13 protein-coding genes and 1 tRNA gene are annotated in these 12539 nt (G+C 63.5%); 6 read left to right on the forward strand and 8 right to left on the reverse strand.

The window, feature by feature from the left end:
• Window positions 1–3: 3 nt before the first annotated feature.
• From KW835_RS02390 to KW835_RS02410, 5 genes are all read left to right on the forward strand, one after another.
• Window positions 4–1227, forward strand: coding sequence for a type II secretion system F family protein (locus KW835_RS02390; RefSeq protein ID WP_218380668.1), 1224 nt, complete (start codon window positions 4–6; stop codon window positions 1225–1227).
• The gene (locus KW835_RS02395; RefSeq protein WP_218380669.1) at window positions 1227–2108 is read left to right on the forward strand and encodes an A24 family peptidase; all 882 of its coding nucleotides are present in this window, start codon (window positions 1227–1229) and stop codon (window positions 2106–2108) included. Before KW835_RS02390 ends, KW835_RS02395 begins: the two co-directional genes overlap by 1 nt.
• A gap of 13 nt (window positions 2109–2121) precedes the next feature.
• Window positions 2122–2748 (forward strand): dephospho-CoA kinase, encoded by a 627-nt coding sequence (gene coaE, locus KW835_RS02400; RefSeq protein WP_218380670.1) that lies wholly within the window; start codon window positions 2122–2124, stop codon window positions 2746–2748.
• An 85-nt stretch (window positions 2749–2833) separates the two neighbouring features.
• The gene (zapD, locus tag KW835_RS02405) at window positions 2834–3589 is read left to right on the forward strand and encodes a cell division protein ZapD (protein WP_218380671.1); all 756 of its coding nucleotides are present in this window, start codon (window positions 2834–2836) and stop codon (window positions 3587–3589) included.
• Window positions 3590–3623: 34 nt separating this feature from the next.
• Window positions 3624–3857 (forward strand): DNA gyrase inhibitor YacG, encoded by a 234-nt coding sequence (locus KW835_RS02410; protein WP_218380672.1) that lies wholly within the window; start codon window positions 3624–3626, stop codon window positions 3855–3857.
• Window positions 3858–3946: 89 nt separating this feature from the next.
• Here KW835_RS02410 and KW835_RS02415 read toward each other — a convergent pair whose 3' ends face one another.
• The 5 genes from KW835_RS02415 to KW835_RS02435 all read right to left on the reverse strand — a co-directional run bounded on the left by KW835_RS02415 (window position 3947) and on the right by KW835_RS02435 (window position 10714).
• Window positions 3947–4381, reverse strand: coding sequence for an NUDIX domain-containing protein (locus KW835_RS02415; RefSeq protein ID WP_218380673.1), 435 nt, complete (start codon window positions 4379–4381; stop codon window positions 3947–3949).
• The gene (locus KW835_RS02420; RefSeq protein WP_218380674.1) at window positions 4374–5246 is read right to left on the reverse strand and encodes an ATP-binding protein; all 873 of its coding nucleotides are present in this window, start codon (window positions 5244–5246) and stop codon (window positions 4374–4376) included. Before KW835_RS02420 ends, KW835_RS02415 begins: the two co-directional genes overlap by 8 nt.
• A 161-nt stretch (window positions 5247–5407) precedes the next feature.
• Window positions 5408–6646 carry a bifunctional glutamate N-acetyltransferase/amino-acid acetyltransferase ArgJ gene (gene argJ, locus KW835_RS02425; RefSeq protein WP_218380675.1) on the reverse strand — a complete coding sequence of 413 codons (1239 nt, stop codon included), beginning with the start codon at window positions 6644–6646 and terminating at the stop codon, window positions 5408–5410.
• A 160-nt stretch (window positions 6647–6806) separates the two neighbouring features.
• The gene (secA, locus tag KW835_RS02430; protein WP_218380676.1) at window positions 6807–9581 is read right to left on the reverse strand and encodes a preprotein translocase subunit SecA; all 2775 of its coding nucleotides are present in this window, start codon (window positions 9579–9581) and stop codon (window positions 6807–6809) included.
• A gap of 137 nt (window positions 9582–9718) precedes the next feature.
• Entirely contained in the window at window positions 9719–10714 is a 996-nt protein-coding gene (locus tag KW835_RS02435) for a M23 family metallopeptidase (RefSeq protein ID WP_339385483.1), read from the reverse strand.
• A 31-nt stretch (window positions 10715–10745) separates the two neighbouring features.
• On the opposite strand from KW835_RS02435, the gene KW835_RS02440 reads away from it, so the two are divergent.
• Window positions 10746–11045 (forward strand): hypothetical protein, encoded by a 300-nt coding sequence (locus KW835_RS02440; RefSeq protein WP_218380678.1) that lies wholly within the window; start codon window positions 10746–10748, stop codon window positions 11043–11045.
• A gap of 44 nt (window positions 11046–11089) precedes the next feature.
• Here KW835_RS02440 and KW835_RS02445 read toward each other — a convergent pair.
• The 3 genes from KW835_RS02445 to KW835_RS02455 form a co-directional block, all read right to left on the reverse strand.
• Window positions 11090–11165: transfer RNA gene (locus KW835_RS02445), tRNA-Thr, on the reverse strand.
• Between the two features lie 50 nt (window positions 11166–11215).
• Complete coding sequence (locus KW835_RS02450; RefSeq protein WP_218380679.1) at window positions 11216–11776, reverse strand: ClpXP protease specificity-enhancing factor; 561 nt, start codon at window positions 11774–11776, stop codon at window positions 11216–11218.
• Window positions 11777–11836: 60 nt separating this feature from the next.
• Window positions 11837–12448 carry a glutathione S-transferase N-terminal domain-containing protein gene (locus tag KW835_RS02455; protein ID WP_056161237.1) on the reverse strand — a complete coding sequence of 204 codons (612 nt, stop codon included), beginning with the start codon at window positions 12446–12448 and terminating at the stop codon, window positions 11837–11839.
• Window positions 12449–12539 lie beyond the last annotated feature (91 nt).

Consider the following 12539-nt stretch of genomic DNA (forward strand, 5'->3'; position numbering starts at 1 on the left):
CATATGGCAACCGCTGCATCATCGTCTCGCGACGTTAAAGAGTTTGTTTACGAGTGGGAAGGCAAGGACCGCAACGGCAAGGTTGTACGTGGCGAAACACGTGCCGTGGGCGAGAACCAGGTGCAGGCCACCCTGCGCCGGCAAGGCGTCTTCCCGACCAAGATCAAGAAGCGCCGGATGCGCTCCGGCAAGAAGATCAAGCCGAAAGATATCGCCCTGTTCACGCGGCAACTGGCCACCATGATGAAAGCCGGTGTCCCGCTGCTGCAGTCCTTCGACATCGTGGGCCGTGGCAATACCAATGCGAGCGTCACCAAGCTCTTGAACGACATCAGGTCCGATGTGGAGACCGGCACGTCGCTCAATGCGGCATTCCGCAAGCACCCGATGTACTTCGACAGCCTCTACTGCAACCTGGTGGAGGCCGGCGAGGCAGCGGGTATTTTGGAAGCACTGCTGGACCGTCTGGCCACCTACATGGAAAAGACGGAGGCCATCAAGTCGAAAATCAAATCGGCATTGATGTATCCGATTTCCGTGGTGATTGTGGCGTTTGTCGTGACCACTGTGATCATGATTTTCGTGATTCCGGCATTCAAGGAAGTTTTCACGTCATTCGGCGCTGACCTCCCCGCTCCGACACTGTTCGTGATGGGGGTGAGCGATTATTTCGTCAAATGGTGGTGGCTGATTTTCGGTCTCATCGGCGGCGGCTTCTTTTTCTTCATGCAAGCCTGGCGCAGAAATGAAAAGGTCCAGATGTTCATGGACCGGCTGCTGCTGAAAGTGCCGGTTTTTGGCGGCTTGATCGAGAAATCCTGCGTCGCCCGCTGGACGCGCACTTTGTCCACCATGTTCGCGGCCGGCGTGCCCCTGGTGGAAGCGCTTGATTCCGTGGGCGGTGCCTCGGGCAATTCCGTGTACCTGATGGCCACGGAAAAGATCCAGCAAGAGGTTTCCACCGGCACCAGCCTGACGGCTGCGATGGGAAATGCCAACATCTTTCCCTCCATGGTCATCCAGATGTGCGCCATCGGTGAAGAGTCCGGCTCCATCGACCACATGCTTGGCAAGGCGGCCGACTTCTATGAAGCCGAAGTCGATGAAATGGTGGCGGGCCTGTCGAGCCTGATGGAGCCAATCATCATCGTGTTCCTGGGCACCTTGATCGGTGGCATCGTCGTTTCGATGTACCTGCCTATCTTCAAGCTTGGTCAAGTCGTGTAATGGAGATGGAGACTTGGTTGAATGCTGGCTTCGGCGGGTTGTTCGGGCTGTTGATCGGGAGCTTTCTCAACGTTGTCATCTATCGGCTGCCGAAGATGATGGAGCGCCAATGGGCCGCTGAACTTGCGGCCATGTCTGCGGACGCCAGTGACTCGGTGCAGGGCAGCGAAGGCGTGGTGCAGCCGCCCCCCTTCAACCTCATGACACCGAGGTCGCGCTGCCCCTCGTGCGGCCATGAGGTGCAGTGGTTCGAGAATATTCCGGTGCTGAGCTACCTCTTTTTGCGCGGCCGCTGCTCGGCGTGCAAGGTGCGGATCTCCGCCAGATACCCGCTGGTCGAACTGGCCACCGGTGCGCTGTTCTTCTTTTGCATCCAGCGCTGGGGGGTGACGCCCACCGGCATCGCCTGGTGTGGCTTCTCGGCCGCGCTGGTGGCTCTTGCCTTCATCGACTGGGACACGACCCTGCTGCCGGACGACATTACCCTGCCCCTGCTCTGGGCCGGGTTGCTGGCGTCGTCCCTCCAATGGACCGATGTCCCGCTGCAGGCTTCCGTGGCGGGCGCGGCTGCGGGCTACCTGTCCCTCTGGATCGTCTACTGGGGCTTCAAGCTGGCGACGGGCAAGGAGGGCATGGGCTACGGCGACTTCAAGCTGTTTGCCGCCCTGGGCGCATGGTTCGGCTGGCAGGCGCTGGTACCGATCATCCTGATGTCTTCCGTCATTGGCGCCATCGTCGGAATCTGCATGAAGATCTTCAGCAGCCTGCGAGAAGGCGGCTACGTGCCCTTCGGGCCGTTTCTGGTGGGCGCGGGCTTCACGGCCATGGTCTTCGGTCCCAGCACCATCCTGAACTCCGTTCTGCGGCTGTTCGGGCTCTAGCCTCCGGCAAAGCATGCCCCGCAGCAACCGCCGCCCCCTGCGCATCGGCCTGACAGGCGGGATCGGCAGCGGCAAGAGTACGGTGGGCCGGATGTGGGTGGCCGAAGGCGCGGCCCTCATAGACGCAGACGGAATCGCGCGTGATGTGACGGGCCCCCAAGGTGCGGCCATGCCGGCGATAGAAGCAGCTTTTGGGCGCGACTTCGTGGACGTGGCCACGGGGGCCCTGGACCGAGCGCGCATGCGCGCGCTGGCGTTCAGCAGCCCCGATGCACGCGCCCAGTTGGAAGCCATCGTCCATCCGCTGGTCACACTGCAGAGCAATCTTCAGGCGCAGAGGGCGAGTGACGAGGGATGCGCACTGGTGGTGTTCGATATCCCTCTGCTTGCAGAATCTGGTCGATGGGCGGGACGCCTGGATGCAGTGGTGGTGGTGGACTGCTCTGCCCAGACGCAGATCACCCGCGTGATGCAGCGCAGCGGCCTGGCCCGCGAAACGGTAGAGGGCATCATCGCGTCGCAGGCCAGCCGGTCTGCACGCCGGGCAGTGGCCGATGCGGTGATCTCCAACGACGGGGACTGCACGCTCGCGCAGTTGCAGGTTCAGGCCCGGCAGACCGCAGCATTGTTCGGGCTATGATGCGTGGGAAGCCGTTTGTGCTTTCACCCCCTGCCGTGCGCCACCGGCGTCAGAATATTCCCTGAGCCTCCAGGAACCCGCCAGCGTGATCCTTTACGAATATCCCTTCAACGAGCGACTGCGTACCTACCTGCGGCTTGAGCAGCTCTTTCGGCGTCTGGGGGAGCTCATCCCTCGCTCCCACGCCCTGGACCACCACTTCGCCCTGGTCACGATCTTCGAGATCATGGATGTCGCTGCGCGTGCAGACCTGAAGGCGGACGTCCTCAAGGACATCGAAAAGCACAAGCACCAGCTCGACAGCTACCGCGGCAATCCCTCGATTTCCGAGGCCGCGCTCGATGCGGTGATTGCCCAGTTGGACCGATGCTTCAACGCACTCAATACCCAGTCCGGCAAATCCGGTCACGTGCTCACCGAGAACGACTGGCTGATGAGCATCCGCAGCCGGGTGGGCATCCCCGGGGGCACCTGCGGCTTTGACCTGCCGGCCTACTACGCCTGGCAGCATCACGCGCCGGGCGTGCGCCAGGAGGCGCTCGAGCAGTGGGCGTCCACGCTGGCACCGCTGGCGGAGTCGATCTATGTCCTGCTCAAGCTGCTGCGCGACTCCGGGGTGCCGCAGAAGGTAGCAGCCGAGCGCGGCCAGTTCCAGCAGAACCTGCCGCAGGGCCGCACCTTCCAGTTGCTTCGGCTTCGCATCGACCCCAGTCTGAACCTGATCCCCGAGATCAGCGGCAACCGCCTGATCGTGTCGGTACGGCTGATGCGCCTGGAGGACGACGCCCGGCTGCACGCCAGCACGGAAGACGCGGCCTTTGAGCTGACCTTGTGCGCCTGACGGACCATGGGATCCAAGGATGAAAGAGAAGAAGATGGCATCCGCCCCACGCGCCGGGACACCCGGCAACCCTGAGAAACAGCGGATTGTGGCGTGCCCCAGTTGCGGCGGGGACAGCATCTACAGCCCTGCCAACGCCTACCGCCCCTTCTGCAGCGAACGCTGCAAACAGGTGGACCTGGGCGCGTGGGCCAGCGAAGACTTCCGCATGCCGGCAGACGCGCCACCGCAGGACGCACAGTACGGCGACCCGCGCACGGAGCACTGACCGCAGATCAACGCAGCGCCACGGATGTTTCAGGAAAATTGCCTGAAACGCCCTAGGAACAAGCGCCAATAGCTATAAATTCAATAGCACTACGCCGCTTCGCCCGGTGGCGTGAACCGAAGGCCGCGCTCCTGGGCCAACCACTCCAGCACCGGATAGGCCCCTGGCAGAACGGGGGACACGGTCAGCGGCATCTGCTGCCAAGCCATGGACTGGCCCTCGCGCATTTCGAAGTCACCGTTCCACTCCCGGACCTTGCACCAGTGCAGGCGGACCAGCGCATGGGGATAGTCGTGCTCGGTGACCTTCCAGACATCGGCGGGGCCGATGGTGACCCCCAGCTCCTCGATGAGTTCGCGGCGCAGCGCCTGCTCCACCGTCTCGCCCGCTTCGAGCTTGCCGCCCGGGAACTCCCAGTACCCCGCGTAAGGCTTGCCCGGCGGTCGCGTGGACAACAGCATGGCGCCGTCGCTGCGCAGCAGGATGCCGACGGCAACCTCGGTGTGTGTGCGTGCTTCAGCCACCGTGCTGCCCCGCGTAGTCGCGCGCGAACTGGTACGCGACCCGCCCGCTGCGCGAGCCGCGCTCCAGGGCCCAAACGAGCGCCTGGGGCCGCGCTGCCGCGATCGCATCCGCCGATACGCCCATCGACGAGAGCCACTGCGCGACGATGGTGAGGTATTCCTCCTGGCTGAAGGGGTAGAAGCTCACCCACAGGCCAAAGCGCTCCGACAGGGAGATCTTTTCCTCTACCACTTCGCCCGGGTGCACCTCGCCGTCTTCGGTGTGGGTGTATGTCAGGTTCTCCTTCATGTACTCGGGCAGCAGGTGCCGGCGGTTGCTGGTGGCGTAGATCAGCACGTTGGGCGTGGATGCAGCCACCGATCCATCGAGAATCGACTTGAGCGCCTTGTAGCCCGGCTCGCCGTCCTCGAAGCTCAGGTCGTCGCAGAAGACGATGAACTTCTCGGGCCGGCCCGCGACCACATCGACGATGTCGGGCAGGTCCACGAGGTCGGCCTTGTCCACCTCGATCAAGCGCAGGCCCTCGGGCGCGTAGGTGTTGAGGCAGGCCTTGATGAGCGATGACTTGCCGGTGCCACGTGCGCCTGTCAGCAGCACATTGTTGGCGGGGCGGCCCTGCACGAACTGCTGGGTGTTGCGCTCGATCTTTTCCTTCTGCGCATCGATCTCCTTCAAGTCCGACAGCTGCATGGCGGCCACATGGCGCACGGGCTCCAGCGTGCCGTGGCCGCTGCTGCGCTTGCGGTAGCGCCAGGCAATGGCCACCGACCAGTCGGGCGCGCCCAGTGGCTGGGGCAGCACGGATTCGATGCGGGCGATGAGCTGCTCGGCACGCTCGATCAGATGATCAAATTTTTCGTTCATTTTGGCATCTAGCACTTGACCAGCAAGCGCAGGCAGCTATCAATACATGAGCACCATGAAACCGCCACGATCAAGGGCATGGGCCCAGGGGGCGGGACAAGGGGCAGGGCACAACGCCCCGCCCTCACCGCAGTACGGCGAAGCGCGGCACGCGGCCCCGATCAGGACCGGTAGTCGGCGTTGATCGTCACGTAGTCGTGGCTGAAATCACAGGTCCACACCGTGTCAGCGGCATTGCCACGGCCCAGAAGCACGCGCACCGTGATCTCGCTTTGCTTCATCACGCGCTGGCCGTCTTCCTCGCGATAGGCCGGGTTGCGCCCCCCCTGGATGGCCACATGCACGTCGTCCAGGTACAGGTCGATACCGGTCTGGTCGAGGTCTTCGATGCCCGCATAGCCCACGGCCGCCAGGATACGGCCCAGGTTCGGGTCGCTGGCGTAGAACGCCGTCTTGACCAGCGGCGAGTGGGCGATGGCATACGCCACCTTGCGGCACTCGTCGCCCGTCTTGCCGCCTTCCACACGCACTGTGATGAACTTGGTGGCGCCTTCGCCGTCGCGCACGATGGCCTGGGCGAGCTTCTGCGATACCGCCAGCATGGCCGCCTTGAGGGCCTGGCCCTCTGCGCTGTCCAGCGAGGCGATGGGCGCATGCGCCGCCTTGTTGGTCGCCACCACCACGAACGAATCGTTGGTCGAGGTGTCGCCGTCGATGGTCACGCGGTTGAAGGACCCATCGGCCAGCTCGCGCGCCAGCTGCTGCATCAAGCCGGGAGCCACGCAGGCGTCCGTGGCCATGAAGCCGAGCATGGTCGCCATGTTGGGGCGGATCATGCCGGCGCCCTTGCTGATGCCGGTGATGGACACGGTGACACCACCGATCTGCACCTGCGCAGAGAACGCCTTGGGCAGCGTGTCGGTGGTCATGATGCCTTCCGCCGCGCGTGCCCAGTGGCCCGGCTGTGCGTCGGCAATCGCGGCTGGCAGGCCCGCTTCGATGCGGTCATTGGGCAGCGGCTCCATGATCACACCGGTCGAAAACGGCAGGATCTGCTCGGGCGCTACGCCCAACTGGCGCGCCAGTGCGATGCAGGTGGAGCGCGCGCGCGCCAGGCCATCCGCGCCCGTTCCGGCGTTGGCATTGCCGGTGTTGATCACCATGGCGCGGATCGGCTGGCCGCCCTCTTGTTGGGCCAAATGGTCGCGGCTGATCTGCACAGGCGCCGCGCAGAAGCGGTTCTGCGTGAACACGCCCGACACGCTGGCGCCCTCGTCCAGCAGGAACACCGTAAGGTCCTTGCGGTTGGCCTTGCGGACACCGGCTTCGGCGACGCCGATACGCACGCCGGCAATCGGAAGCAGGTCGGCGGCAACAGGGGCAGCGAGATTCACAGGCATGGGTTCTGGGCCTTTCTATCGGGAAAAGGGAGGCGGATGCCACACGGTCCGGGCGGCCCGGGCATCCGCACGATGCGGATTGCGGCCGATTATCCGGAAAACCGTGGCGCGCCAATGAAAACACGGGCCGAAGCCCGTGTTGCATGCATGCATCAGGAGATCAAGCCAGCTTGCCGTGGCACTGCTTGTACTTCTTGCCGCTGCCGCAGGGGCAGGGGTCGTTGCGGCCGATGCGCAGGCCTTGCAGTTCTTCGGGCAGGGGCTCTGCAGCGGCCTGATCCGACGCCAGGCCGCCTGCGGTGGTTTCCACCCCGCCACTTTCCGTCGGTGCGGTATAGGTCACGTTGGCAATGCTCTCGCCACGGCTTTCCATGTCCTGGGCGGCCTGGTCCAGCTGCGCCTGCGACTGCACCTGCACCGTCATGAGGATCTTCGTGACTTCATTCTTGACCAGGTCGATCAGCTGGCGGAAAAGCTCGAACGCTTCGCGCTTGTACTCCTGCTTGGGCTGCTTTTGCGCGTAGCCACGCAGGTGGATACCCTGGCGCAGGTAGTCCAGCGCGGCCAGGTGGTCGCGCCAGTTCGAGTCGAAGCTCTGCAGCAGCACCATGCGCTCGAACTGCGTGAAGTTCTCGCGCCCGACCTGCTCCACCTTGCCGTCGAACGACGCATGGGCGGCCTGCAGCACCTTGTCCAGGATCTCGTCGTCGGTGACGCTGTTGGCGCCCTGCACTTCCTGCTGCAGCGGCAAAGAGACTTGCCACTCTTCGGCCAGCACCCTCTCGAGGCCGGGCAGGTCCCACTGCTCTTCCACCGATTCGGCGGGCACAAATTGGCGCACCAGGTCGGTCATGCAGTCTTCGCGCATGGCGGCGATCACGTCGGACAGGTCGGAGGCATCCAGAATGTCATTGCGCTGCTGGTAGATCACCTTGCGCTGGTCGTTCGCCACGTCGTCGTATTCCAGCAACTGCTTGCGGATGTCGAAGTTGCGCGCCTCCACCTTGCGCTGTGCGGATTCGATGCTGCGGGTCACGATGCCGGCTTCGATGGCTTCGCCATCGGGCATCTTCAGGCGGTCCATGATGGCCCGCACGCGGTCGCCCGCGAAGATGCGCATCAGCGAATCGTCCAGGCTCAGGTAAAAGCGGGAGGACCCGGGGTCGCCCTGGCGGCCCGAGCGGCCACGCAACTGGTTGTCGATGCGGCGGGATTCGTGCCGTTCGGTTGCGATGATGCGCAGGCCGCCCAAAGCCTTGATCTTCTCGTGATCCACCTTCCACTGCTCACGCAGCGCGGCCACCCGGGCGCCCCGTTCGGCCTCGGACAGGGACTCGTCGGCCTCGATGGCCGCCACATCCTTCTCGATGTTGCCGCCCAGCACGATGTCGGTGCCCCGGCCGGCCATGTTGGTCGCGATGGTGATCATGCCGGCACGGCCGGCCTGGGCCACGATATCGGCCTCCCGGGCGTGCTGCTTGGCATTGAGCACCTGGTGCGCCAGGCCTTCCTTGTTGAGCAGCTGGTCGATGATTTCGGAGTTCTCGATCGACGTGGTGCCCACCAGCACGGGCTGGCCGCGCTCATGGCATTCACGGATGTCCTTGATCGCGGCTTCGTACTTCTCGCGGGTGGTCTTGTAGACGCGGTCGAGTTGGTCGTCGCGCTTGCTCGGGCGGTTGGGCGGGATGACGACGGTTTCCAGGCCGTAGATTTCCTGGAACTCGTAGGCCTCGGTATCGGCGGTGCCCGTCATGCCGGCCAGCTTGTTGTACAGGCGGAAGTAGTTCTGGAAGGTAATGGAGGCCAGCGTCTGGTTCTCGGCCTGAATGTTCACGCCTTCCTTGGCTTCCACGGCCTGGTGCAGACCTTCGCTCCAGCGGCGGCCCGACATCAGGCGGCCGGTGAACTCGTCCACGATCACGATCTCGCCGTTTTGCACCACATAGTGCTGGTCGCGGTGATAGAGATGGTTGGCACGCAATGCTGCGTACAGGTGGTGCATCAGGGTGATGTTGGCCGGGTCGTAGACCGATGCGCCCTCGGCGATCAGGCCCTGGCTGGCCAGGATGCGCTCGGCGCTCTCGTGGCCCTGCTCCGTGAGGAACACCTGGTGGGTCTTCTCATCAAGCGTGAAGTCGCCGGGCTTGGTGACGCCCTCGCCCGTGCGGGGGTCGGCTTCGCCTTCCTGGCGCACCAAGAGGGGCACCACCTTGTTCATGGCGATGTACATCGCCGTGTGGTCTTCGGCCTGGCCGCTGATGATCAGGGGCGTGCGCGCCTCGTCGATCAGGATCGAGTCCACCTCGTCCACGATGGCGAAGTTCAGGCCGTGCTGCACGCGGTCTGCGGCTTCGTAGACCATGTTGTCGCGCAGATAGTCGAAGCCGTACTCGTTGTTCGTGCCGTAGGTGATGTCGGCCCGGTAGGCCTCCTGCTTTTGCTCGCGCGGCATCTGGGGCAGGTTGATGCCGACGGTGAGGCCCAGGAAGTTGTACAGCCGGCCCATCCACTGCGCATCGCGGTTGGCGAGGTAGTCGTTCACGGTGACCACGTGCACGCCCTTGCCCGACAGCGCATTGAGGTAGACCGGCAGGGTGGCGGTGAGGGTCTTGCCCTCGCCCGTGCGCATTTCGGAGATCTTGCCGAAGTGCAATGCCATGCCGCCCAGCATCTGAACATCGAAATGCCGCATCTTCATGACGCGCTTGGAGCCTTCGCGGACCACCGCAAAGGCTTCAGGCAGGATGTCGTCCAACGACTCGCCCTTGGCTACGCGCTCCTTGAACTCCTGCGTCTTGGCCTTGAGCTGTTCGTCCGACAGCTTCTCGTACTCGGGCTCCATCGCATTGATGCGGGACACCGTCTTGCGGTACTGCTTGAGGAGCCGGTCATTGCGGCTGCCGAATAATTTGGTGAGGAAGTTGGTGGCCATGCGAGCAGGACCGCCGGGCCGCTGCAGATCAGCGCGCCAAGCGACCGAAATCCCTAAGATGAATTGAGTTCAGGTGGGTTCATCGCCACGGATTGCAAGCAATGCAACCCTGGGCCGTGAACACCGGACCGGCGATTTTACCTGCCCGCCGTGGGCGAAGCTGGCTGGCCCGGCGAAGCGCGCGGCTGGATCGACGCGAGCTGCGGGCCAGGCGCGTTGGAGGGGGTCGTACCCCCGGCGCTCAGAAACTTCTGCGGGTCCTGAAAAACCCCTTGCACCAGCACCTCGAAATGGAGATGGGGGCCGGTGGAGCGGCCCGTGGTGCCGACCTCGGCAATCTTCTGTCCGCGCTTGACGATGTCCCCCTGCTTGACCAGGGTGCGCGACGCATGGGCGTAGCGCGTGACCAGCTGGTTGCCATGGTCCACCTCGATCATGTTGCCGTAGGCCGGGTGAAACTCCTGCGTTACCACCACGCCACCGGCCGCCGCCAGGATGGGCGTGCCGGTATCGGCCTGGAAGTCGAGGCCGGTGTGCAACGCGGATTGGCCGGTAATGGGGTCCACCCGCCAGCCGAACGCCGAGCCAGGCACACGCCCGGTGACCGGGGCATGGGTGGGGATCATCTTCTTACGGATGTGTTGGTCGAACAGCCGCGATTCGAGCACCGTCATGAGATCCACGCGCTGGTTCGTCAGGCGCTCCAGTTCGTCGAGCGTGGATTGCAGTTCTTCCATCGACAGGTCACGGGCACTGACCAGCACCCCGCCGCGCGCATCGGTCTTCTGGATGTCCGAAGGGGCCATGCCCGCCAGGCCCAACACGCGGTCGCCGAGCGACTCCAGCTGCACCATGCGGGCCTGCATTTCGCCCACACGCCGGGCCATGGCATCCAGGTTGGCGCGCATGAAACGGTCACGCTCGGCGAATTCATCCTTGACCACGAGGCGCACCAGCGAGCCCACGATGGGCCAGCCCTCCCGCGCGCCCTTGAGGAACACCCAGTGATAGAGCGTGGCCGCCACGAGCATGAGGCACAACGACACACCCAGCCCCGCCAGGACCAGCCGTGTGCCAGACAGGTGAATGGCCCGGCTGCGTGCCAACCTGGCGTCCGTGATAATCAGATGCACTACAAATTCTCCACGCCCGAAGACGCACGCCATGAACCGCCGCCACTACGCAGTCACCCTGCAGAAAGCCAGCGCGGAATCACCCACGCTGGCCCGGCTGACCGCGCTGACACGCGACTCCAGTGATCGGCTCAAAGCCGTTGAAATGCTGATACCCGCCACCTTGCGCCCAGCGATCCAGGCCGGTCCCATCGACGGGGATTCCTGGTGCCTGCTGGTCAAAAGCAATGCCGCAGCGGCAAAGGTCCGCCAGCTGCTGCCTGCCTTGGGGGCGCATTTGCGCAGCCGGGGGTGGGAGGTTAACGTGATTCGCCTGAAAGTTCAAACCTGACAGACAGGGTTGATTCAGGGAAAAGAGAGACAGGTCAAGAAAAATGGTGCCGGTTGTCGGAATCGAACTGACGACCTACCGCTTACAAGGCGGGTGCTCTACCAACTGAGCTAAACCGGCGAGGGCTGCATTTTATCGTGGAAAAAGCAGCTAAAAATCCAGAATCATGTCTATTTGACGCGCTTGAGTGAAGGCCTGGCACCGCCCGCAGTAGGCGGGGGCCTTGGCGCATCATCGCTACCACCGTCTTCCTTCCTGCCGTCATCGGCCGCCACCAGTTGGACCACACGGTCATCGGACCCTGCAGACCCCGCGGGCGGCGCCGCAGTGGGTGCGGCCACGGGTTGCGCCTGCGACGACGGCACAGGCTCGATCACCGCTGACGCACCCGCCTGACCACCCAGGACATCCACGGGAGGCGGGAACGCCATGCCCTGGCCGTTTTCACGGGCATAGATGGCAATCACCCGGCCCACCGGGACCAGGATTTCCCTCGGCTTGCCGCCGAAGCGGGCCTTGAACTCGATGAAATCATTGCCCAGTTGCAGCGCGCTGGTGGCATCGAAGCTGATGTTCAGCACGATCTCGCCATCCTTCACATACTCGCGCGGCACCTGAACAGAGTCATCCACACGCACGGCGACGTAGGGCGTGAGCCCATTGTCTGTGCACCACTCGTACAGTGCACGAATGAGGTAGGGGCGCGTGGATGTGGATTCCTGTGCGGTCATGGAAAGGGTGTCTGCTGCAACTGCTGCGGTGAATGGAGAGAAGACTGGGCAAGCCGAAGGTTACTTGCGCATGACCTTTTCAGACGGCGTCAGCGCTTCGATGTAGGCAGGGCGCGAGAAGATGCGCTCGGCGTACTTCAACAGCGGGGCGGCGTTCTTCGACAGGTCGATGCCGTAATAGTCCAGGCGCCACAGCAGCGGGGCAATGGCCACGTCCAGCATGGAGAAGTTGTCGCCCAGCATGTATTTGTTCTTGAGGAACACGGGAGCGAGTTGCGTCAGGCGGTCGCGGATGTGCGAGCGGGCCTTTTCCAGCGCCTTTTCATTGCCCTTGGTCGCACGCGACTCGAGGATGTTCACGTGCACGAACAGTTCCTTCTCGAAGTTGAGCAGGAACAGGCGAACGCGGGCGCGGTCCACCGGGTCACCAGGCATCAGTTGGGGATGGGGAAAGCGCTCATCGATGTACTCGTTGATGATGTTCGACTCGTACAGGATCAGGTCACGCTCGACCAGGATGGGCACCTGGCCGTAGGGGTTCATCACACTGATGTCTTCGGGCTTGTTGTACAGGTCCACATCGCGGATCTCAAAGTCCATGCCCTTTTCGAACAAGACGAAACGGCAGCGGTGGGAGAAGGGACAGGTCGTACCCGAGTAAAGCACCATCATGGTGGGAGGCTCCTAAAAATCAAAAGAGTGGGACGCCAAAAGCGCCCACTCTGCAAACAATCCGACAGCGCCCCGAAGGACGCCTTTGCAT

The sequence above is a fragment of the Acidovorax sp. sic0104 genome, assembly GCF_019219095.1.
GTDB lineage: Bacteria > Pseudomonadota > Gammaproteobacteria > Burkholderiales > Burkholderiaceae_C > Acidovorax.

Bases quoted from the DNA above. Each gene is read 5' to 3' on its own strand.
- argJ (WP_218380675.1), bottom strand. From the start codon at position 6,646: ATGCCTGTGAATCTCGCTGCCCCTGTTGCCGCCGACCTGCTTCCGATT.
- coaE (WP_218380670.1), top strand. From the start codon at position 2,122: ATGCCCCGCAGCAACCGCCGCCCCCTGCGCATCGGCCTGACAGGCGGG.
- secA (WP_218380676.1), bottom strand. From the start codon at position 9,581: ATGGCCACCAACTTCCTCACCAAATTATTCGGCAGCCGCAATGACCGG.
- KW835_RS02440 (WP_218380678.1), top strand. From the start codon at position 10,746: ATGAACCGCCGCCACTACGCAGTCACCCTGCAGAAAGCCAGCGCGGAA.
- KW835_RS02455 (WP_056161237.1), bottom strand. From the start codon at position 12,448: ATGATGGTGCTTTACTCGGGTACGACCTGTCCCTTCTCCCACCGCTGC.
- KW835_RS02395 (WP_218380669.1), top strand. From the start codon at position 1,227: ATGGAGATGGAGACTTGGTTGAATGCTGGCTTCGGCGGGTTGTTCGGG.
- KW835_RS02450 (WP_218380679.1), bottom strand. From the start codon at position 11,776: ATGACCGCACAGGAATCCACATCCACGCGCCCCTACCTCATTCGTGCA.
- KW835_RS02410 (WP_218380672.1), top strand. From the start codon at position 3,624: ATGGCATCCGCCCCACGCGCCGGGACACCCGGCAACCCTGAGAAACAG.
- KW835_RS02390 (WP_218380668.1), top strand. From the start codon at position 4: ATGGCAACCGCTGCATCATCGTCTCGCGACGTTAAAGAGTTTGTTTAC.
- KW835_RS02420 (WP_218380674.1), bottom strand. From the start codon at position 5,246: ATGAACGAAAAATTTGATCATCTGATCGAGCGTGCCGAGCAGCTCATC.